This is a genomic window from Klebsiella michiganensis (genome assembly GCF_015139575.1).
In the GTDB taxonomy this organism is placed as follows: Bacteria; Pseudomonadota; Gammaproteobacteria; order Enterobacterales; family Enterobacteriaceae; genus Klebsiella; species Klebsiella michiganensis.
The window spans coordinates 5664078-5685605 of sequence record NZ_AP022547.1 but is presented as its reverse complement, the minus strand read 5'-3'; the positions used below and the strand labels follow the sequence as shown (position 1 = coordinate 5685605).

Genomic DNA, 21528 nt, shown 5'->3' with positions numbered 1-21528 from the left:
TAGCTCATCTTTCTTTACGGTCAATCAGCAAGGTGTTAGATTGATCACGTTTTAAACCATTTGTCAGTCAGCAGTTCATCACAACCACACCGACGACGAATGGTGACGGTTTTTGTTGAAATACTGAAACTCTCCGTACTATTGTACGTCGGGTTTTTGAACATCAGGCGATATGTCTTGTACCTCTATATTGAGACACTGAAACAGAGACTGGATGCCATCAACCAATTGCGCGTGGATCGCGCCCTTGCTGCCATGGGACCCGCTTTCCAGCAGGTTTACAGTCTACTGCCGACATTACTACATTATCATCATCCGCTGATGCCGGGTTACCTTGACGGTAACGTTCCCCGTGGCATTTGCCTCTACACGCCTGATGAAACCCAACGTCACTATCTTGATGAACTCGAGCTCAACCGTGGAATGCTGGCCAAAGAGCCGCCGAAAGGCGAGCTGCCGATCACCGGCCTTTACTCTATGGGTAGTACTTCTTCCGTCGGCCAAAGCTGCTCTTCCGACCTGGATATCTGGGTTTGCCACCAATCCTGGCTGGATAGCGAAGAGCGCCAGCTGCTGCAGCGCAAATGTAGCCTGCTCGAGAGCTGGGCGGCGTCGCTGGGCGTTGAGGTCAGCTTCTTCCTGATCGACGAAAACCGCTTCCGCCATAACGAAAGCGGCAGCCTGGGCGGTGAAGACTGCGGCTCAACTCAACACATCCTGCTGCTGGATGAGTTTTACCGTACCGCGGTGCGCCTGGCCGGGAAGCGTATTCTGTGGAATATGGTGCCGTGCGATGAAGAAGAGCATTACGACGATTACGTGATGAGCCTCTACGCGCAGGGCGTGCTGACGCCGAACGAATGGCTGGATCTCGGCGGCCTGAGCTCCCTCTCGGCAGAAGAGTACTTCGGCGCCAGCCTGTGGCAGCTGTATAAAAGCATCGACTCGCCCTATAAGGCGGTGCTGAAGACGCTGCTGCTGGAAGCGTACTCCTGGGAGTATCCCAACAACCGTCTGCTGGCGAAAGATATCAAGCAGCGCCTGCATGATGGTGAAATCGTATCGTTTGGCCTTGACCCTTACTGCATGATGCTGGAGCGCGTCACGCTCTATCTGCAGGCCATCGAAGATGAAACGCGCCTCGATCTGGTGCGTCGATGTTTCTATTTAAAAGTGTGCGAGAAGCTGAGCCGCGAGCGCGCCTGCGTCGGCTGGCGCCGTGAAGTCGTCAGCCACCTGGTGAAAGAGTGGGGCTGGGATGAAAAGCGTCTGATGATGCTCGATAACCGGGCCAACTGGAAGATTGACGAAGTCCGTAAAGCGCACAACGAACTGCTTGATGCGATGATGCAGAGCTATCGCAACCTGATTCGCTTTGCGCGCCGTAATAACCTGAGCGTTTCCGCCAGCCCGCAGGATATTGGCGTGCTGACGCGTAAGCTGTACGCCGCCTTTGAAGCGCTGCCGGGGAAAGTGACCCTGGTAAACCCGCAAATTTCGCCGGATCTGTCTGAGCCGAATCTGACTTTCATCCACGTGCCGCCGGGCCGTGCCAACCGTACCGGCTGGTATGTCTATAACCGCGCGCCGGACATGGAATCGATCATCAGCCATCAGCCGCTGGAATATAACCGTTATCTTAATAAGCTGGTGGCCTGGGCCTGGTTTAACGGCCTGCTGACGTCACGCACACGCCTGTTTATTAAGGGCAACGGGATTGTCGACCTGGCGAAACTGCAGGAGATGGTGGCCGATGTGGCGCATCACTTCCCGCTGCGCCTGCCGTCTCCGACGCCGAAAGCGCTGTATAGCCCCTGCGAAATTCGCCACCTGGCGATTATCGTCAACCTCGAATATGACCCGACGGCGGCCTTCCGCAATCAGGTGGTGCATTTCGACTTCCGCAAGCTGGATGTTTTCAGCTTCGGCGAAGAGCAAAAGTGCCTGATTGGCAGCATCGATCTGCTGTATCGCAACTCGTGGAACGAGGTGCGCACGCTGCACTTTAACGGCGAGCAGGCGATGATCGAAGCGCTGAAAACCATTCTTGGCAAGATGCACCAGGACGCCGCGCCGCCGGATAGCGTGGAAGTTTTCTGCTATAGCCAGCATCTGCGCGGCCTGATCCGCACTCGCGTGCAGCAGCTGGTGTCTGAATGCGTTGAGCTGCGTCTTTCCAGCACCCGCCAGGATACCGGCCGTTTTAAAGCGCTACGCGTTTCCGGGCAGACCTGGGGACTCTTCTTCGAGCGTCTTAACGTCTCGGTACAGAAGCTGGAAAACGCCATCGAATTCTACGGCGCGATTTCGCATAACAAACTGCACGGCCTGTCGGTGCAGGTGGAAACCAACCACGTCAGGCTGCCGCAGGTGGTGGATGGTTTTGCCAGCGAAGGGATTATTCAGTTCTTCTTTGAAGATGCGGATAACGATAACGGATTTAACATCTATATCCTTGATGAGAGCAACCGCGCCGAGGTGTATCACCACTGCGAAGGTAGCAAAGAAGAGCTGGTACGCGACGTCAGCCGCTTCTACTCTTCGTCGCATGACCGCTTTACCTACGGCTCCAGCTTTATCAACTTTAACCTGCCGCAGTTTTATCAAATCGTCGATGTCGACGGCCGCGAACAGGTGATCCCGTTCCGCAGCCAGGTGATTGCCGCGGCGACCCTTGCTGCAGGTGAGGATTCCGCGACATCATCGATGTTGCAGCACTACTCATGACCCGCCGCGTAGACCTGTCATTCGGCGCAGGTAAATTTCCCGGGGGCGCTTCGCTTGCCCGGGCTTCGGGGTGATATGGGTTTTGTCGCCCGGATACGGCGTTAGCCGCAATCCGGGGAACTCGAATCACGCGCGTTTAGCGAAAACTCACCGCTTCACCGGCCTGCGCGGTCGCCGCCTGTTCCAGCAGATCCCAGAAGGTTTCGCCGCTGCGGTCGCATACCCACTCGTCGCCTTTCAGGTCGAAATGGTAGCCGCCTTGTTTTGTCGCCAGCCACACCTGGTGCAGCGGCTCCTGGCGGTTGATAATAATTTTGCTGCCGTTTTCAAAGCTGATAGTCAGCACGCCGCCGTTGATTTCGCAGTCGATATCGCTGTCGCCATCCCAGTCGTCGAGACGCTCTTCGATGGTCATCCACAGGGTATCGGCCAGGCGATGGAATTCACTGTCGTTCATGGTTCTTTCCCGCTTTTTTGATCGTGGCGGCAGTATAGCGCAATCTACGATGACTTCGGCAGATGGCGAAGGCGGATCAGCAGTAGAGACGTCACGATCGCCATCGCCAGCAGCCCGTAACGCGCGCTCAGCATCCGGCTCTGTTGATAATGCTGAAGAAGGCCAGAGAGATCGCCGGGCGCCAGGTTTTGTGTCTGGATAAGCTGATGGAAAGTCCGATCGCTCGTCCAGGGGATAAACGTGAGATGGCCGATGGCCTGTCGGGCGGCCAGGCCCATTGCCGGGTCGTGCTGTACCTGATATTTCATCAGGAAGGTCAACACCGTGAGCATGACGGTACTGATTAACGCCATTCCTAATGCCTGCCCGATATCGCGCGAGGCGGCCTGAACGCCGCCGGACTGTTCGGCGTGCCGATTCCCTGCGCCAGTGGTGACCAGTATCGGGGCATTGGCCGCGATGGTGCCCATCCCCGCGCCGATTAAACAAAGCCCTGACGCCATCAGTACAGGGGTAAACCCCGTTACGTGCAGCGCCGCGGCGGCGACCAGAGCGCCGGCGATTCCCGCCGTCAGCCCCATCTGGCACTGGCGGCGAGGGTTTCGCTGCTGAATAAACAGCGGCAGGCCCAGCGAACAGGCGGCGAGACATATCGCAAAAGGGAGTATCAGCAGCCCTGTTTCCATCGCCGATACGCTTTTAACAATCTGCGCAAAACTCACCACGGTAAAAATAGCCGAACTGTAGGCAAAAAATATCCAACCGGTGAGATAGAGCCCGTGGCGCACCAGGCGGGTTTTCAGGAAAACCGCGGGGAGCAGAGCGTGGCCGGTAGTGGCTTCAAAATAACGTTCCCAGCGCAGCATCATCACCAGCACCATCAGGCCGCAGAGAATAACGAAAGGGGCGGGGCTCAGGCCGAGAACGCTCACTGCCGGGTCGAAGGGCATAACCAGCCCCCAGACCGGGATGCGCAGAATACCGAAAATCGTCAGGAACAGCCCCAGGGTGCCTAACAGAAAGCCCGGGGTATCGAAGGCGATAGCGGCGCGTTTGTTTTCTGATGCCGGGATGATGACGGAGCAGAGCAGGATAAGCAGCGCCAGCAGGCCAAGCGAGGCAAACGCGATGCGCCAGCCGACGTGGTCCAGCAAATATCCGCATACAATTGGACCACAGGCGAATGAAATGCCGCTGGAGGCACCCAGCGCGCCAAAGGCGGCAACCCGTCGTCGCTGCTGATACAGGGCAGAGATCAGGCCAAAAACGGCGGGGATCATCAGGCTACCGCCTATCCCGGCGGTCAGACGCGCGCCCCAGGTAAAGAGCGCGATCGATGGCGAAAAAAAGGCGCAGGCTTCGGCGAGGATAAAAATCAGGCAGCCGATGCGAAACAGCATCCGCCAACCCCAGATACACCCCAGCATTCCGCCTGCCACCATAAACGTGCCCGCAACCAACGGATACATGGTATTCGCTGTACTGACCTGCCCAAGCGTGGCGTGCAGATCGTTCATTAGCGCCTGCGTGGCGATACTTAACGTCACGTTATCGGCGGAAGCCAGAAACTGTGCGCAGCATAAGACAACCAAAGGTAACCAGTTTGTCGGTGTAGGGTTGGTGGTCACAGCGTGTTCCTTTTTGATAGAAACGACAAAACGCGCCCTTCCTCGCGGGAGGGGCGCGTTATTGTTAGTTATCTTTCGATCTTAACTCAGATTTTCGACTTCTTCGCACGCGGCTCTTCTCCTGCTGCGTCATCAGAACCCCTGGCGCGGACGGGAAGATTGCGCGTCCCGAATAAAAACAGCAGCGTCATGACCGCGGTGGCGACCATACCCGCTCGCGTGGCTTTCAGGCGGGCGGTTTTATAGACCTGGTTGAGTTCCGTTACATCCTTCTGATTCACGCCCTGGTCCAGCATCAGCGTTGAGAAACCCGTATCGCTGAGATAAGGAATAACGGAGAGATTTGCCACCTTCTGCTGTGTATCCTGGCTTAGCGAAGCGTCGTGGCTGGCCATATCCTGTACCGTCATGGTGACCGCCGTCAGCATCACCATACCGCAAACCGCTACGCCGATTGCCTGGCCGACGTTACGCGAAGTCGCCTGCACGCCGCCGGACTGCTGCGCATCGCGCGCCGGCAGGGCGCTGGTAACAATATAGCTGGAATAGGCGGAAACGATGCCCATACTGACGCCAATCAGACACATCCCTACCGGCACGATCATGCTGAAATCGGACGGGCCGAAGCCGAAGATGCACAACACGGAGCCCAGCGTGCCGATGAGCAGCGCGCTCTGGCACATCCGTTTCGGATTCGCGTTTTTCCAGACGATCGGCAGCCCCAGCGAAAAGACCACGACGCCCAGCGCAAACGGCAGAATGAGCAAGCCGGTTTCAATACCGTTCAGCCCGGCAACCACCTGTACAAAGCTCACGGTCACAAAAATACCGGAACCGTAGGCGAGGAAGATAAACGCCGTCAGATAGAGACCGTTACGCACCTGCGGCGTTGCGAGGAACGACAGCGGGATCAGCGCGCTGCCGGTGGTGGCTTCGCGATGGCGCTCCCACTTCAGCATAATCGCCAGCACGATCAGGCCAAACAGGACGAGGAACGGCGCCGGGCTAAGACCCATGACGGTGAACGGCGCGTTAAACGGCGTAAACAGACCCCAGCTTGATACTTTCAGGAAGCCGAGGATCACGCTGAACAGGCCGATAACCGTCAGGACGACGCCCGGCAGATCGAACACCACTTTGCGTTCAGGTTTTGCCGGCGTAGGGACCAGGAAGGAGCCGCTGAAGATAACGATGCACAGGCCGGCGATAGCGGCAAACGCGGCGCGCCAGCCGAGGTGGTCAACCAGCAGGCCGCAAATCAACGGACCGGCGGCGAAGGAGACGCCGCTTGCCGCGCCGATAGCGCCAAAGGCGATCGCCTGCTGGCGGCCTTTATAGTTACTGGCGATAAGCCCCAGCACCGAAGGGATCATAAAGCTTCCGCCAATACCGGAAAGCAGACGGGCGCCGTAGGTGAAGACCAGCATGTTCGGTGAGAAATAAGCGGTCAGCTCGGCAAGAAACAGCAGCGCGCAGCCGATGCGGAAGGTTTTCTTCCAGCCGACGATAAGCCCGGCCATCCCGGCGGCGACCATCAGAGAGCCCGCGGCCAGCGAATACATCGCGTTGGCGATGCTGATGAGATCCATTGACGCGTGCAGGTCTTTGACCAGCGCGCCGGTAGCGATGCTCAGCGTGGCATTATCGCCGGATGTCGAGAGCTGAGCGAGGCACAGCACCAGCAGCGGCAACCATTTCATCGCCGTATCGGCGGCCGCGTTGCGCGATATGCCGGGAGAGTTAATTACTGAATTTGTCGTCATGATCGTGTTCTGTGGTTAATTTCAGGCAATCTACACATCATCCTTCAAGCTGCCTCTGTGCTGGCTGCCTGCGTTCACCCCGGTCGCTTACTGTAATAAGTGACCGAGGATTCTCTCAGGTGCCGCCTTGATGCCACGTGAATGATTTTGTGCAATAGCTATCCGCCCGACGTCGCCGCCGGGTGGATAATGTTCGCAACAGGATTACTGGATTTGCTGTTTCTTACCGCCCAGCACGGTGCCCCAGACCTTCACATCTTTAAGCTGAACCGGCTCGATGGCCTGCGGATCGTCTTCCAGCACGGTGAAGTCGGCATATTTACCGCATTCGATGCTGCCGATCAGATGGTCCATTTTCATGGTCCATGCCGCGCCGAGGGTCATCGCGTGCAGCGCTTGATCGACGGAGATTTTTTCCGCTTCGCCCAGTACGCGCCCGGATGCCGTCAGGCGGTTCACCGCGCACCAGCCGGTGAACAGCGGGTTGATGGGGGTGATGCCGCAATCGCTGTGGAAGGCGAAAGGAATACCGTGGCGCACCGCGCTGCCGCAGGCGTCCATACGCATTGCGCGCTCCGGGCCCATGGTTTTGCTGTAGTGCTGATCGCCCCAGTAATAGACGTGGTTGCTGAAAAAGTTCACGCCCATACCCATCTCTTTGATGCGTTTGAACTGATCTTCACGCAGCATCTGCGCGTGCTGCATCACCGCGCGGTGGTTCACTGCCGGAATACGATTCAGGGTTTTCTCGACGGCTTTAATGAACGCTTCCGAGGCCTCGTCGCCGTTACAGTGGCAGTGAACCTGGTAGCCGCGGGACATGATGTCGTAGACCTGCTGCTCCACCTCTTCCGGCGTAGCGTTCCACGCGCCGTTGTGGCCATCCAGATAATAGAAGGGCTCCAGCATCCGTCCTGACCCACCCTGGATAGAGCCGTCGAGGAAGATTTTCATCGGGCCGAAGTGCATTTTTTCATGCCCGTGACGCATGACGTCCGGGGCGAAATCCAGCGCTTCCTGGAAGGGTTTTTTGACGAAAGGAGGACCGTAGGCCACCAGCAGACGAATCGGGAAGTCCTCTTCACGGGTCATGCGGATGTAGTTGGTCATCAGCTCGGGATTGCTGAAATCGGTCAGACCCATATCGGCTGCGCTGGTGCAGCCTGCGCGAAACGCCTCCTGGCCGAAATTGACGATGGCGATTTCGGTGGTGAGTTCGTCCCAGAAACCATATTTATTCAGGATTGGCCCCATGGCGGCGAACTCCACCAGCTCGCCGTGCAGCGTACCGTCCTGATTTTTCACCACGCCTTCGATCTGGCAGTCGTCAAATATTCCGCAGTCGTGCAGCGCGGCGGTATTGGCGCCCATCAGGTGGATGCTCATATGGATAACCGCGACCGGACGGGTGGTTGAGACGCGGTCCAGATGTTCGCGGCCCAGCTTATCGCTGCCGAAATAAATGGGATCAACGCCCCATGCGATCAGCGGCGCGTGCGGATCGGTCATCTCACGTTCCACCGCCTGCAGCGCGCTGACGACGTCGTCAAAAGAGCGGCAGCCTTTCCAGACTTTACCGGTATGGTCCGGGCGATCGTAGTAACCCACATAGGGGAATTGCCACATACCGCCGCCGGTGACGTGCGAGTGGGCTTCAATCAGGCCGGGCATTAACACTTTATCGGCAAAGGTCTCGTCCAGCTGGTATTCGCCAAAGCCGGTGAGTTCTTCAAGCGTGCCGGTGCCTAAAATACGGTCGCCGCGCACCGCGACATGGGTGGTCTCCGGGCGGTTCGGGCACATCGTAATGATTTTTTTAGCGGCAAAAATCGTGATTTCTGATGCTGACATAGTAGGCTCAATCATTCAGGGTTCAGAGAGCGATGAAAGGCGTCGCTTTCATCATGAGTATTAATGCGCCTATGCTAATTGTCATATTGGTTGTATAACAGGACCAAAAACCCACGATATTAAGGTGCCAATTTGTCGGTTGCTCTGCCTTTTGATTTAACGGGTATAAAGCTGGATGCTGGCAGAAAGCGTAGCGAGCAGCTTTATCGCGCCCTGAGAGAGAAGATGGTGAATACGCCCGGTCTTCACGGGGCTAAACTACCCGCGACGCGTGAGCTGGCGCGGCTGCTGGGGATTTCTCGCAATACGGTGGTCTCGGTCTACGAGCGTTTATATGCCGATGATTTAATTGAAACCCGACAGGGCGACGGCACCTATATACGTTATCGCGGGCAGGAGGTTGACGAAGGCCCCGACGTCCCTGAAATTCCTGCCTTACGCGTCGACTCGCGCCTGCCGCTGACGGCGCGGTTTAATCGCCATTTTGTGCACGATGGCCCGCCGAAGGCTTTTCGCATCGGCATGCCCGCGATTGACCATTTCCCGTTTGATACCTGGTCGCGCCTGCAAAACCGCTTCTGGCGGCGGCGACCCATTGCGCAAATGGGTTACGGCGTTCCGGCGGGCGATTTACAGCTGCGCGAGCTTATCGCCAGCTATCTGCACACCTCGCGCGGCCTGAAGTGCGATCCGGCCCAGGTGATTATTACCCTTGGCGCACAGCAGGCGATAATGCTCTGTTCCGCGCTGCTGCTGCGCGCCGGGCAGGACGTCATTATGGAAAACCCCTGCCACTGGGCGGCGGCGGGCGTATTCTCCTGCCTTGGTTTGAATATTAAAGCGATTAACGTTGATGATGAGGGGCTTCAGACGGCGCAGTTGACGGATTATCCCGACGCCCGGATGGTCTACGTGAGCCCGTCATGCCAGTACCCGACGGGCGCGACGCTCTCGCTATCGCGGCGGATGGCGCTGCTGGAGTGGGCCAGAAAGCATCAGGCGTGGATTATGGAGGATGATTACGACGGCGAGTATCGCTATAACGGCACGCCGCTGATGCCGCTCGCCGCGCTGGATAACCGCCATCGGGTGATTTATATCGGTTCGTTTTCCAAAGTGATGTATCCCGCGCTACGCTTGGGCTACATGGTGGTTCCGCAACAGCTGGTGGAACCGCTGAACCTGCTGCGTACGCTATCCACCCGCCAGCCGCCAATGAACGACCAGCAGGTGATGGCGAGCTTTATTTCGGAGGGGCATTTCCAGCCTCATATCCGGCGAATGCGCAGAATTAGTAAAAGCCGTCGCGATCTGCTGCTGGCCGAGTGGAATCAGCATCTGAGCCATATTGGCGTGATGCCGGAAGTGGCCTCGGGGCTACATGCGGCGATTACGCTGGATGATGCTGAAACAGAAACCCGTCTCGTTAGCCAGGCCCAGGCGGCAGGCGTGGAAATTACGCCGCTGAGCGCATTGTGGATCCCCGGTACGCCTGAAAGCCGCCATCATTACGGCGTGGTGCTGGGATTTGCCGGCGTGATGGAAGCGGATATTGTGCAGTCGATACAGGTGCTAAAAAAATGCTGGCAGTGACCCTGCTAAAATGAATACTCAGCGTATATCCACCAACGCGTTTGCGCTGTAACCCTGGTGGAAAGCCGCTTTTCAGATGTCATAAAGCTGCCCTAAACGCTTGCTTTTACGTCTTCTCCTGCGATGATAGAAAACAGAAAGAATGAATTACGGGCTACTATCCATGAAAAACGTTTTCCCAGCGCTTGCCGTTTTATTTGCGGTCCTCAGCCTCACCGGCTGTGGTCTGAAAGGGCCGCTCTATTTCCCGCCAGCGGATAAAACGGCGCCTCCGCCGACTAAACCGGTTGATAGCGGTATCCAGAGCTCTACGCCGGATCGTAACGATCGCGGTGATAGCGGTGGTCCGACCCAGGTGAATTACTGACAGTTCCGCGCTGCTGGAGTAGATGATGCAGTTCTCTAAAATGCATGGCCTTGGCAATGACTTTATGGTTGTTGACGCGGTAACTCAGAATGTTTTTTTCTCACCGGAACTGATTCGTCGTCTGGCGGATCGGCATCTTGGCGTGGGCTTCGATCAGCTGCTGGTGGTTGAGCCGCCCTACGATCCGGAGCTCGACTTCCACTATCGCATCTTCAATGCCGACGGTAGCGAGGTGGCGCAATGCGGCAACGGCGCGCGCTGTTTCGCCCGCTTTGTGCGGCTGAAAGGCCTGACCAATAAACGTGACATCCGCGTCAGTACCTCGAACGGCCGTATGGTATTAAGCGTAACGGAAGACGATCTGGTGCGCGTGAATATGGGTGAGCCAAACTTCGAACCGTCGCAGGTGCCGTTCCGCGCCAACAAAGCGGAAAAGACCTATATCATGCGCGCCGCTGAACAGACAGTATTGTGCGGCGTGGTGTCGATGGGCAACCCGCACTGCGTTATTCAGGTCGATGATGTGGAAACCGCGACGGTGGAAACGCTCGGCCCGGTGATGGAAAACCACGAGCGCTTCCCGGAGCGGGCGAACATCGGCTTTATGCAGGTGGTCAGCCGCTCCCATATTCGCCTGCGCGTGTATGAACGCGGCGCGGGTGAAACGCAGGCCTGCGGCAGCGGCGCCTGCGCGGCGGCGGCAGTCGGTATCCAGCAGGGGTTACTGGGCGAGGAGGTCCGCGTGGAATTACCCGGCGGGCGTCTTGATATCGCCTGGAAAGGTCCGGGCCAACCGCTGTATATGACTGGCCCGGCGGCACATGTCTATGACGGATTTATTCATTTATGAAACAAGTCGGGGAAGAACAGCAGGAACTCGCCAGCGAGCTGAACGATCGCGCAGTGGTGGACTATCTGTTGCAACATCCTGAATTCTTTATTCGTAATGCGGCGCTGGTGGAGCATATGTCGGTGCCGCATCCGGTACGTGGTTCGGTCTCGCTGGTGGAATGGCACATGGCGCGGGCGCGGAACCATATCAACGTGCTGGAAGAGAATATGACGCTGCTGATGGCCCAGGCGACGGCTAACGAAAGCCTGTTTCAGCGCCTGTTTGATCTCCAGACGCGGCTGGCGGCGGCCGATAGCCTTGATGAAATGCTGAACCGCTTTCATCGCTGGGCGCGCGAGCTGGGCCTGGCGGGCGCCACGGTGCGCCTGTTTCCCGACAGCTGGCGGCTCGGCGCGCCCTCCAAATTCACTCATCTGGCGATAAGCCGTCAGGCGTTTGAGCCGATTCGCATTCAGCGTCTTGGGCAACAGCGCCATTATCTTGGCCCATTAAACGGCCCGGAACTGCTGGTGGTGCTGCCGGAAGCAAAAGCCGTGGGTTCGGTGGCGATGTCGCTGCTGGGGGGAGATGAAGCGCCCGGCGTGATGCTGTTCAGCAGTCGCGACCCTCAGCACTATCAGCAAGGTCAGGGAACGCAGCTTTTGCAGGAAATTGCGTCGATGCTCCCGGGGTTGCTGGAGCGCTGGATCGAGCGCGCATGACCGACTCACCGCTGTTTACGCCCGTAGAACGCTTTTTACGCTATCTCGGCGTGGAGCGTCAGCTGAGCCCGATAACGCTGCTGAACTACCGCCGCCAGCTTGAGACGCTTATCGCGCTGGCGGATAGCGCCGGGCTGAAAAGCTGGCAGCAGTGCGATGCTGCCCAGGTCCGTAGCCTGGCAGTGCGCAGCCGTCGCCAGGGGCTGGGGCCAGCCAGCCTGGCTTTACGTCTCTCCGCCTTACGCAGCTTCTTTGACTGGCTGGTGAGCCAGGGCGAACTGGCCGCGAATCCGGCGAAGGGGATTTCGGCGCCGAAAACACCGCGCCATTTACCAAAAAATATCGACGTCGACGACGTTAACCGACTGCTGGATATCGATCTTAACGATCCGCTGGCGGTACGCGACAGGGCGATGCTGGAAGTGATGTACGGCGCGGGACTGCGTCTCTCGGAGCTGGTGAATCTCGACATTAAGCACCTCGATCTGGAATCCGGCGAGGTGTGGGTGATGGGCAAAGGCAGCAAAGAGCGCCGCCTGCCGATTGGCCGCAACGCGGTGGTGTGGATTGAGCACTGGCTCGACCTGCGCGGCCTGTTCGGCGCTGATGAAGACGCCCTGTTCTTATCAAAGCTGGGTAAGCGAATTTCCGCGCGTAACGTGCAAAAGCGCTTTGCCGAATGGGGCATTAAGCAGGGCCTCAACAGCCACGTGCATCCGCATAAGCTGCGCCACTCTTTCGCGACCCATATGCTGGAGTCGAGCGGCGATCTGCGCGGGGTGCAGGAGCTGCTGGGTCATGCGAATCTGTCCACCACTCAAATTTATACCCATCTTGATTTTCAACACCTTGCGTCGGTGTACGATGCGGCGCATCCGCGCGCCAAACGGGGGAAATAATGCGTTTTTACCGACCTCTGGGCCAGATTTCAGCACTGACATTTGACCTGGACGATACCCTTTATGACAACCGTCCGGTGATTGACCGAACGCTGCATGAGTCGCTGAGCTTTGTGCGCAGCTACCACCCGTCGCTGAGTCAATTTGACGCCAGCGAACTCAACCGGCTGCGCCAGACGCTGCTGGCGTCAGAGCCGGAAATTTACCACGATGTCACCGAGTGGCGCCGCCGCGCGCTGGAGCTGGGGATGATCAACGCCGGGCTTTCTGCGGCGCTGGCGAAAACGGGGGCCGAGGAAGCGATGGCGAACTTCGCCCACTGGCGCAGCCTGATCGATGTCCCGCAGGAGACGCACGATACGCTGGCGCAGCTGGCGGAAAAGTGGCCGCTGGTGGCCATTACCAATGGTAATGCCCAGCCGGAGCTTTTTGGCCTGAGCGACTACTTCCGCTTCGTGCTGCGCGCCGGTCCGGACGGGCGCTCTAAGCCTTTTGCCGATATGTATCATCTCGCAGCCGAGCGGCTGGCGCTGCCTCTGGGGCAGATTCTGCACGTCGGGGACGATCTGACGACCGACGTGGCGGGCTCCATTCGTTGCGGCATGCAGGCCTGTTGGATCAAACCGCAGGGCGCAGACCTGATGCGCACCGCCGACAGCCGCCTGTTACCGCACATCGAAATTTCACGGTTGGCATCTCTGACCTCGCTGATATAATCGTCAGTAGTTCTGTATAAATTAACAGTAGCCCGGTGGACTGAACGTTGCCGGGCGTCTCATTTCCGGCGGTGCCAATGGACGTTTCTTATCTGCTCGACAGCCTTAATGACAAACAGCGTGAAGCCGTTGCGGCATCACGTACGAATATGCTGGTTCTGGCAGGCGCGGGCAGCGGTAAGACGCGCGTGCTGGTACACCGCATCGCCTGGCTGCTGAGCGTTGAGCACTGTTCCCCTTACTCCATTATGGCGGTGACCTTTACCAATAAAGCGGCGGCGGAAATGCGCCATCGTATTGGCCAACTGATGGGTACCACCCAGGGCGGTATGTGGGTCGGCACTTTCCACGGATTGGCGCACCGGCTGCTGCGCGCTCATCACCTTGACGCCAACCTGCCGCAGGACTTCCAGATCCTCGACAGCGAAGACCAGCTGCGCCTGCTCAAGCGTCTGATTAAGGCGATGAATCTCGATGAGAAGCAGTGGCCGCCGCGTCAGGCGATGTGGTACATCAACGGCCAGAAAGATGAAGGGCTGCGCCCGCACCATATACAGAGCTACGGTAACCCGGTTGAGCAGACCTGGCAGAAGGTTTATCAGGCCTACCAGGAGGCCTGCGATCGGGCGGGGCTGGTGGATTTCGCCGAACTGCTGCTGCGCGCCCACGAACTGTGGCTCAACAAGCCGCACATTCTTCAGCACTACCGCGAGCGCTTTACCAATATCCTGGTGGACGAATTTCAGGATACCAACAACATTCAGTACGCGTGGATCCGCCTGCTGGCGGGCGATACCGGCAAGGTGATGATCGTCGGCGATGACGATCAGTCCATTTACGGCTGGCGCGGCGCGCAGGTGGAGAACATCCAGCGCTTCCTCAACGATTTCCCCGGCGCGGAAACTATCCGCCTCGAGCAAAACTATCGCTCGACCAGCAATATTCTCAGCGCGGCCAACGCCCTGATTGAAAACAACAGCGGGCGCCTGGGGAAAAAGCTGTGGACCGACGGCGCCGACGGCGAGCCGATTTCGCTCTACTGCGCGTTTAACGATCTTGATGAGGCGCGCTTTGTCGTCAACCGCATCAAAACCTGGCAGGAAAACGGCGGGGCGCTGGAGCAGTGCGCGATTCTGTATCGCAGCAACGCCCAGTCGCGCGTGCTGGAAGAGGCGCTGCTGCAGGCCAGCATGCCGTATCGTATTTATGGCGGCATGCGCTTCTTCGAACGCCAGGAGATCAAAGATGCGCTCTCCTATCTGCGCCTGATCGCCAATCGTAATGACGACGCGGCCTTTGAGCGCGTGGTCAATACCCCGACGCGCGGTATCGGCGATCGCACGCTGGACGTGGTGCGCCAGACCTCGCGCGACCGTCAGCTGACGCTGTGGCAGGCCTGTCGCGAGCTGTTAAAAAATAAAGTGCTTGCCGGACGCGCCGCCAGCGCCCTGCAGCGTTTTATGGAGCTCATTGACGCCCTGGCGCAGGAAACCGCCGATATGCCGCTGCACGTGCAGACCGATCGGGTGATTAAAGACTCCGGCCTGCGCATGATGTACGAGCAGGAGAAAGGCGAGAAAGGCCAGACGCGCATTGAAAACTTAGAGGAGCTGGTGACGGCAACGCGCCAGTTCAGCTACAACGAAGAAGATGAAGATTTGATGCCGCTGCAGGCGTTCCTCTCGCATGCGGCGCTGGAAGCGGGAGAAGGGCAGGCGGATACCTGGCAGGATGCGGTACAACTGATGACCCTGCACTCGGCGAAAGGGCTGGAGTTCCCGCAGGTCTTTATCGTCGGCGTGGAAGAGGGGATGTTCCCGAGCCAGATGGCGCTTGATGAGGGCGGCCGCCTGGAAGAAGAACGCCGTCTGGCCTACGTCGGCGTCACCCGTGCGATGCAGAAGCTCACGCTGACCTATGCGGAAACCCGCCGCCTGTATGGCAAAGAGGTTTATCACCGTCCGTCGCGCTTTATCGGCGAGCTGCCGGAGTCGTGCGTGGAAGAGGTGCGGCTGCGCGCCACGGTGAGCCGTCCGGTCAGCCATCAGCGGATGGGGACGCCGATGGCGGAAAACGACACCGGCTATAAGCTGGGCCAGCGCGTGCGCCATGCCAAGTTTGGCGAAGGCACGATCGTGAACCTCGAAGGCAGTGGCGAACACAGCCGCCTGCAGGTTGCGTTTCAGGGGCAGGGGATTAAATGGCTGGTCGCGGCGTATGCCCGGCTTGAAACAGTGTAACAGTAAGAAAAGTATCATTATTTTGTAATATTCTGCTACCTTTATACGTTAAGGAGCTTGATTTGCTCTTTAGCGTTCCGTTGCGTGTTGACGCCGTTTTTGCGCTGGCGTAACATGCGCGCACGATTACGCTAAGAGGACATTCGCCTTGGACACACCCAGTAGATGCTGGCTCAATTTCCTGCCCATCAGGAACAACTCCTAAGGCTATCCTCTTATGCTGATAGCCTTAGCGGTTGTCGGCGACCCGTTCTATTCCCGTCGCTCTGAGTCAGGCTTAATGGTCTGAAACCCAAATTGTTTCTGTGTGCCCACCGAACTGTCCGATAATTTTTTGCATTGGGAGTCCCGGTCATGCTGAGCGCATTTCAACTGGAAAACAATCGTTTAACGCGTCTGGAAGCCGACGAGATCAAGCACCTCGCCAGTTCGGTGTGGGTCGATCTGGTCGAGCCTGACGACGATGAACGAAGCCGCGTGCAAACGGAATTGGGTCAGAACCTGGCGACGCGCCCGGAGCTGGAAGACATCGAAGCGTCAGCGCGTTTCTTTGAGGATGAAGACGGCCTGCATATCCACTCATTTTTCTTTTTTGAAGATGCAGAGGATCACGCCGGTAACTCTACCGTCGCGTTTACTATCCGCGAAGGGCGTCTGTTCACCCTGCGCGAACGGGAGCTGCCCGCTTTCCGCCTGTATCGCATGCGCGCCCGCAGCCAGTCGATGGTGGACGGCAACGCTTACGAGCTGCTGCTGGACCTGTTCGAAACCAAAATCGAGCAGCTGGCGGATGAAATTGAAAACATCTATAGCGACCTGGAAAAGCTCAGCCGGGTGATCATGGAAGGTCGTCAGGGCGATGATTACGATGAGGCGCTCTCGACGCTGGCGGAGCAGGAAGATATCGGATGGAAAGTCCGCCTGTGTCTGATGGATACCCAGCGTGCGCTGAACTTCCTCGTGCGCAAAGCCCGCCTTCCGGCCGGTCAGCTGGAGCAGGCGCGTGAGATCCTGCGCGACATCGAATCCCTGCTGCCGCACAACGAATCGCTGTTCCAGAAGGTTAACTTCCTGATGCAGGCGGCGATGGGTTTTATCAACATTGAGCAGAACCGCATCATCAAGATCTTCTCGGTGGTCTCCGTGGTGTTCCTGCCGCCGACGCTGGTGGCTTCCAGCTATGGGATGAACTTTGAGTTTATGCCCGAGCTGCACTGGAGCTTTGGCTATCCCGGCGCGATTGTCTTTATGATGCTCGCCGGCCTGGCGCCGTATCTGTACTTTAAGCGTAAAAACTGGCTGTAAAAAAAGGAGCTTCGGCTCCTTTTTTGCGTACCAGCTTGGCTTTATGCCCTACGCGTACGGCGTATTGTGTAAACCGCATCCATCACGAAAATCGCCAGCGCCACCCAGATAAAGGCGAAGGTTACCATTTTATCCGCGCCCGGCACTTCGCCGTAGAAGGTTACCGCCAGCAGGAACATCAGCGTCGGGCCGATATACTGGAAAAATCCCAGCGTGGAGAGGCGCAGGCGGGTTGCCGCGCCGGTAAAGCACAGCAGCGGGATGGTGGTGACCACGCCCGCCGCCATCAGTAGCAGGTTCAGCGACCACGGATTCTGCCCCATGTGGCTGGTCGGGCTATCGGCAATACCAAACAGATAAATCGCGGCGACCGGCAGCAGCCAGAGCGTCTCAAACAGCATCCCGGTTTGCGCATCCACGGCGATCTTTTTACGCAGCAGGCCGTAAAAAGCGAAGCTGAACGCCAGGCCCAGCGCGATAATCGGCAGCGAGCCGAAGGTCCAGAGCTGTACCAGCACGCCGCAGGCGGCCAGCAGCACCGCCAGCCACTGCATCCGGCGAAAGCGCTCCCCGAGGAAGATCATCCCCAGCAGAATATTCACCAGCGGATTGATAAAATAGCCCAGGCTGGCTTCCAGCATATGATGGTTATTCACCGCCCAGATAAACAGCAGCCAGTTGCCGCCCACCAGCACCGCAGAGAGCGCCAGCAGGAACACCTTTTTCGGCGTTTTCAGCAGCCTTTTGACCTGCGGCCACTGACGGCTGATGCTGATCAGCGCGACCATGAAGAAGAAGGACCAGATCACGCGGTGAGTCAGAATTTCATCGGCGGGAACATAGTAGATAAGCTTGAAGTACGCCGGCGCGATACCCCAGATAAAATAGGCGGCCAGGGCCAGAAGAATCCCCACCCGCGTTTGTTTAGCGTCCATCGGTACAAATCCATTGCCAAAGAGAGAGATGTTACTCGATTTAGGCCGATCAACCCACCATATACGTCGCCGTGGCGCTGGCGATATACACCTGCTCTTCGTTATGCAGCTCGACGCGGGCCACCGCCACTTTATTACCGGCTCGCAGCAGGCTGCTGGTGGCGGTAAAGCGTTCCCCGCGGCCCGGACGCAGGTAGTCGACGCGCAGATCGATAGTGCCCATCCGCGACAGGCGCTGGCGCAGCTCTTCTTCATTGATGGTGTCGTGGCGAGTCAGCGTGCTGCCGACGCATACCAGCCCCGCAGCGACGTCCAGCGCTGAGGCGATCACGCCGCCATGTAAAATGCTCTGCGCCCAGTTGCCCACCATCATCGGCTGATTGTTGAAACTCAGCTGGGCAAACTCCTTTTCATAGCGCTCCAGCTCCAGCCCTAAGGCACGATTAAACGGCATATGGTAGACGAAGATCTCTCCCACCAGCTTCAGGGCGGCGGCGGCGGTCAGTTCAGACATAACAACACTTCCATAAGTTAATGAAATGTTGATTTTATGCTTCTAAAATATTGATTTCTACTTTAAGAACGGATAACAGGTCAGATGCCGCATAAATAGGTAGAATGCTGCCTGGGTTAAACAGAAATAATAAATATCCATCCAGGAGAACAGCAATGCGTATCTCTTTGGCCTGCCTGCTGGCGCTTGTTGCGCTTCCGGCCGGCGTTCTGGCGCAGGACGCGCCGGTGAATAAACAGGTCCACGACGCTCCGGTCGTTCGCGGGAGCATTATCGCCAATCTGTTACAGGACCATGATAATCCGTTCCTGCTCTATCCCTACGAGAGCAACTATCTGCTCTATACGTGGACCAGCGATCTCAATAAAGAAGCGATTCGTAGCTACGACTGGGCCGAAAATGCGCGTAAAGATGAAGTGAAGTTCCAGCTCAGCCTGGCGTTTCCGCTGTGGCGAGGGATCCTCGGTGAGAATTCGCTGCTGGGCGCTTCTTATACGCAAAAATCCTGGTGGCAGCTCTCCAACAGCAAAGAGTCCGCGCCGTTTCGCGAAACCAACTATGAGCCGCAGCTGTTCCTCGGGTTTGCGACCGATTACTCGTTCGCCGGCTGGACGCTGCGCGACGTTGAGATGGGTTATAACCACGACTCTAACGGCCGTTCCGATCCCACCTCCCGCAGCTGGAACCGCCTCTATACCCGGCTGATGGCGCAAAACGGCAACTGGCTGGTTGAGGTGAAGCCCTGGTACGTGATTGGCAGCACCGACGATAATCCGGATATCACCAAATATATGGGGTATTACCGGCTGAAAGTGGGTTATCAGCTGGGCGACGCCATCCTCAGCGCCCAGGGGCAATATAACTGGAATACCGGCTACGGCGGCGCCGAGCTTGGGGTGAGCTATCCGATCACCAAACACGTGCGCGTCTATACTCAGGTCTATAGCGGTTATGGCGAGTCGCTCATCGATTATAACTTCAATCAGACCCGCGTCGGCGTCGGGCTGATGCTCAACGATCTGTTTTAATCGTTGCACTCTGGCTCTCAGGCGCTGAAAATAGCGCCTGTTTTCTTTTCAGGCATATGGGGTCAACGTGGCGCAGGCGGAAGTATTGAATCAGGAATCGCTGGCTAAGCAGGTTTTACAAGAGACCTTCGGCTACCAGCAGTTTCGCCCGGGCCAGGAAACTATCATTGATACGGCGTTGGCCGGGCGCGATTGCCTGGTGGTGATGCCAACCGGCGGCGGCAAGTCGCTGTGTTATCAGGTTCCGGCGCTGGTACTGGGCGGTCTCACCGTCGTGGTGTCGCCGCTTATTTCCTTGATGAAGGACCAGGTCGATCAGCTGCTGGCTAACGGCGTGGCGGCGGCGTGCCTGAACTCAACCCAGAGCCGGGAGCAGCAGCAGGAGGTGATGGCCGGCTGCCGCAGCGGGCAGATTCGCCTGCTGTATATCGCCCCGGAGCGCCTGATGCTGGATAACTTCCTTGAGCATCTTACGCACTGGAATCTGTCGATGGTGGCGGTGGACGAGGCGCACTGTATTTCCCAGTGGGGGCACGATTTCCGTCCGGAATACGCCGCGTTAGGGCAGCTGCGCCAGCGGATACCGCAAATCCCGTTTATGGCGCTGACCGCTACCGCCGATGATACGACGCGTCGCGACATTGTTCGCCTGCTGGATCTAAACGACCCGCTCATTCAGGTCAGCAGCTTCGACCGACCCAACATCCGCTATATGCTGATGGAGAAGTTTAAGCCGCTGGATCAGCTGATGCGCTACGTGCAGGACCAGCGCGGTAAGTCGGGCATTATCTACTGCAATAGCCGCTCAAAAGTGGAAGACACCGCCGCTCGCCTGCAAAGCCGCGGCATCAGCGCCGCGGCCTATCACGCCGGGCTGGAAAACCATATCCGCGCCGACGTGCAGGAGAAATTCCAGCGCGACGACCTGCAAATCGTGGTGGCGACGGTAGCCTTCGGTATGGGTATCAACAAACCGAACGTCCGTTTTGTGGTGCATTTCGATATCCCCCGCAATATTGAATCCTATTACCAGGAGACCGGGCGCGCCGGGCGCGATGGGCTGCCTGCCGAGGCGATGCTGTTTTACGATCCGGCGGATATGGCGTGGCTCCGACGCTGCCTTGAGGAGAAACCCGCCGGGCCTCTGCAGGACATTGAACGCCATAAGCTCAACGCGATGGGGGCCTTTGCCGAAGCGCAAACCTGCCGCCGTCTGGTGCTGCTCAACTACTTTGGCGAGGGGCGCCAGGAGCCCTGCGGCAACTGCGATATCTGCCTCGATCCGCCGAAACAGTACGACGGTTTAATGGACGCGCGTAAGGCGCTGTCGACGATTTACCGCGTCAATCAGCGCTTTGGTATGGGCTACGTGGTGGAAGTGCTGCGCGGCGCCAATAACCAGCGTATTCGCGATATGGGGCACGACAAGCTGCCGGTCTACGGCATTGGGCGCGAACAGAGCCACGAGCATTGGGTCAGCGTGATCCGTCAACTTATTCATTTAGGCCTGGTTACGCAGAATATAGCCCAGCACTCTGCGCTACAGCTTACCGAGGCCGCGCGTCCGGTCCTGCGCGGCGACGTGACGCTACAGCTTGCCGTGCCGCGTATTGTGGCGCTGAAGCCGAAAGCGATGCAGAAATCCTTTGGCGGTAATTACGATCGCAAGCTGTTCGCCAAGCTGCGCAAACTGCGTAAGGCGATTGCCGACGAAGAGAATATCCCGCCCTACGTGGTGTTTAACGATGCGACGCTAATTGAAATGGCTGAGCAAACGCCGCTGACGGCCGGGGAGATGCTCAGCGTCAACGGCGTTGGCACGCGTAAGCTCGAGCGTTTTGGTAAAGAGTTTATGGCCCTGATTCGCGCGCACGTGGATGGCGATGATGAGTAGTCAGCCAGACGAAAAAGTGTAAATATAGTTTTCGTCCTGACTATTTTCCTGCGAGTT

The 21528-nt window shown here is 57.7% G+C and carries 18 protein-coding genes; 12 read left to right on the top strand and 6 right to left on the bottom strand.

What is annotated here, in order from left to right:
• Positions 1–177: 177 nt before the first annotated feature.
• Positions 178–2727: a class I adenylate cyclase gene (gene cyaA, locus JLG71_RS26570; protein WP_009651720.1), complete on the top strand. Its 2550-nt coding sequence runs from the start codon at positions 178–180 to the stop codon at positions 2725–2727.
• A 136-nt stretch (positions 2728–2863) separates the two neighbouring features.
• On the opposite strand, the gene cyaY is transcribed toward cyaA, so the two are convergent.
• From cyaY to JLG71_RS26550, 4 genes are all read right to left on the bottom strand, one after another.
• A complete protein-coding gene (gene cyaY / locus JLG71_RS26565) occupies positions 2864–3184 on the bottom strand; it encodes an iron donor protein CyaY (protein ID WP_004097546.1) in 321 nt (106 codons plus the stop codon).
• A 44-nt stretch (positions 3185–3228) separates the two neighbouring features.
• Complete coding sequence (locus JLG71_RS26560) at positions 3229–4812, bottom strand: MFS transporter (protein ID WP_154925735.1); 1584 nt, start codon at positions 4810–4812, stop codon at positions 3229–3231.
• An 86-nt stretch (positions 4813–4898) separates the two neighbouring features.
• Positions 4899–6575 (bottom strand): MFS transporter, encoded by a 1677-nt coding sequence (locus tag JLG71_RS26555; protein ID WP_109241200.1) that lies wholly within the window; start codon positions 6573–6575, stop codon positions 4899–4901.
• 204 nt (positions 6576–6779) lie between these two features.
• Positions 6780–8426 carry an amidohydrolase gene (locus JLG71_RS26550; protein WP_200913904.1) on the bottom strand — a complete coding sequence of 549 codons (1647 nt, stop codon included), beginning with the start codon at positions 8424–8426 and terminating at the stop codon, positions 6780–6782.
• Between the two features lie 132 nt (positions 8427–8558).
• Here JLG71_RS26550 and pdxR point away from each other — a divergent pair, with 132 nt between their 5' ends.
• The 9 genes from pdxR (at position 8559) to corA (ending at position 17100) form a co-directional block, all read left to right on the top strand.
• Positions 8559–10019: a MocR-like pyridoxine biosynthesis transcription factor PdxR gene (gene pdxR / locus JLG71_RS26545; RefSeq protein ID WP_200913903.1), complete on the top strand. Its 1461-nt coding sequence runs from the start codon at positions 8559–8561 to the stop codon at positions 10017–10019.
• A 163-nt stretch (positions 10020–10182) separates the two neighbouring features.
• A complete protein-coding gene (gene lptM / locus JLG71_RS26540) occupies positions 10183–10386 on the top strand; it encodes an LPS translocon maturation chaperone LptM (protein WP_009651708.1) in 204 nt (67 codons plus the stop codon).
• 25 nt (positions 10387–10411) lie between these two features.
• A complete protein-coding gene (gene dapF / locus JLG71_RS26535) occupies positions 10412–11236 on the top strand; it encodes a diaminopimelate epimerase (protein ID WP_004127458.1) in 825 nt (274 codons plus the stop codon).
• Positions 11233–11940, top strand: a complete 708-nt coding sequence (locus JLG71_RS26530) for a DUF484 domain-containing protein (RefSeq protein ID WP_025108404.1) — start codon at positions 11233–11235, stop codon at positions 11938–11940. Before dapF ends, JLG71_RS26530 begins: the two co-directional genes overlap by 4 nt.
• The gene (gene xerC, locus JLG71_RS26525; protein ID WP_009651718.1) at positions 11937–12839 is read left to right on the top strand and encodes a tyrosine recombinase XerC; all 903 of its coding nucleotides are present in this window, start codon (positions 11937–11939) and stop codon (positions 12837–12839) included. Before JLG71_RS26530 ends, xerC begins: the two co-directional genes overlap by 4 nt.
• Positions 12839–13555, top strand: coding sequence for a 5-amino-6-(5-phospho-D-ribitylamino)uracil phosphatase YigB (yigB, locus tag JLG71_RS26520; RefSeq protein ID WP_014227468.1), 717 nt, complete (start codon positions 12839–12841; stop codon positions 13553–13555). Before xerC ends, yigB begins: the two co-directional genes overlap by 1 nt.
• A gap of 77 nt (positions 13556–13632) precedes the next feature.
• On the top strand, positions 13633–15795 hold the full coding sequence (uvrD, locus tag JLG71_RS26515) for a DNA helicase II (protein WP_064378206.1): 2163 nt from the start codon (positions 13633–13635) through the stop codon (positions 15793–15795).
• Positions 15796–15943: 148 nt separating this feature from the next.
• Positions 15944–16000: a YsgD/CorL family protein gene (gene ysgD, locus JLG71_RS28665; RefSeq protein ID WP_349817343.1), complete on the top strand. Its 57-nt coding sequence runs from the start codon at positions 15944–15946 to the stop codon at positions 15998–16000.
• A 149-nt stretch (positions 16001–16149) separates the two neighbouring features.
• Positions 16150–17100 carry a magnesium/cobalt transporter CorA gene (gene corA, locus JLG71_RS26510; protein WP_004097564.1) on the top strand — a complete coding sequence of 317 codons (951 nt, stop codon included), beginning with the start codon at positions 16150–16152 and terminating at the stop codon, positions 17098–17100.
• Positions 17101–17141: 41 nt separating this feature from the next.
• Here corA and rarD read toward each other — a convergent pair whose 3' ends face one another.
• Both rarD and yigI read right to left on the bottom strand, forming a co-directional pair.
• Positions 17142–18035 (bottom strand): EamA family transporter RarD, encoded by an 894-nt coding sequence (rarD, locus tag JLG71_RS26505; RefSeq protein ID WP_014227470.1) that lies wholly within the window; start codon positions 18033–18035, stop codon positions 17142–17144.
• 49 nt (positions 18036–18084) lie between these two features.
• Positions 18085–18549 carry an acyl-CoA thioesterase YigI gene (gene yigI / locus JLG71_RS26500; protein ID WP_004097567.1) on the bottom strand — a complete coding sequence of 155 codons (465 nt, stop codon included), beginning with the start codon at positions 18547–18549 and terminating at the stop codon, positions 18085–18087.
• Between the two features lie 155 nt (positions 18550–18704).
• On the opposite strand from yigI, the gene pldA reads away from it, so the two are divergent.
• Complete coding sequence (pldA, locus tag JLG71_RS26495; protein ID WP_004097569.1) at positions 18705–19577, top strand: phospholipase A; 873 nt, start codon at positions 18705–18707, stop codon at positions 19575–19577.
• A 67-nt stretch (positions 19578–19644) separates the two neighbouring features.
• Entirely contained in the window at positions 19645–21471 is a 1827-nt protein-coding gene (gene recQ / locus JLG71_RS26490; protein ID WP_004097570.1) for an ATP-dependent DNA helicase RecQ, read from the top strand.
• The last annotated feature ends 57 nt before the right edge of the window (positions 21472–21528 follow it).

Excerpts from the sequence above, each read along its gene's own strand:
- cyaY (WP_004097546.1), bottom strand. The coding sequence starts at position 3,184 with ATGAACGACAGTGAATTCCATCGCCTGGCCGATACCCTGTGGATGACC.
- JLG71_RS26555 (WP_109241200.1), bottom strand. The coding sequence starts at position 6,575 with ATGACGACAAATTCAGTAATTAACTCTCCCGGCATATCGCGCAACGCG.
- JLG71_RS26550 (WP_200913904.1), bottom strand. The coding sequence starts at position 8,426 with ATGTCAGCATCAGAAATCACGATTTTTGCCGCTAAAAAAATCATTACG.
- lptM (WP_009651708.1), top strand. The coding sequence starts at position 10,183 with ATGAAAAACGTTTTCCCAGCGCTTGCCGTTTTATTTGCGGTCCTCAGC.
- dapF (WP_004127458.1), top strand. The coding sequence starts at position 10,412 with ATGCAGTTCTCTAAAATGCATGGCCTTGGCAATGACTTTATGGTTGTT.
- JLG71_RS26530 (WP_025108404.1), top strand. The coding sequence starts at position 11,233 with ATGAAACAAGTCGGGGAAGAACAGCAGGAACTCGCCAGCGAGCTGAAC.
- xerC (WP_009651718.1), top strand. The coding sequence starts at position 11,937 with ATGACCGACTCACCGCTGTTTACGCCCGTAGAACGCTTTTTACGCTAT.
- yigB (WP_014227468.1), top strand. The coding sequence starts at position 12,839 with ATGCGTTTTTACCGACCTCTGGGCCAGATTTCAGCACTGACATTTGAC.
- uvrD (WP_064378206.1), top strand. The coding sequence starts at position 13,633 with ATGGACGTTTCTTATCTGCTCGACAGCCTTAATGACAAACAGCGTGAA.
- corA (WP_004097564.1), top strand. The coding sequence starts at position 16,150 with ATGCTGAGCGCATTTCAACTGGAAAACAATCGTTTAACGCGTCTGGAA.
- rarD (WP_014227470.1), bottom strand. The coding sequence starts at position 18,035 with ATGGACGCTAAACAAACGCGGGTGGGGATTCTTCTGGCCCTGGCCGCC.
- yigI (WP_004097567.1), bottom strand. The coding sequence starts at position 18,549 with ATGTCTGAACTGACCGCCGCCGCCGCCCTGAAGCTGGTGGGAGAGATC.
- pldA (WP_004097569.1), top strand. The coding sequence starts at position 18,705 with ATGCGTATCTCTTTGGCCTGCCTGCTGGCGCTTGTTGCGCTTCCGGCC.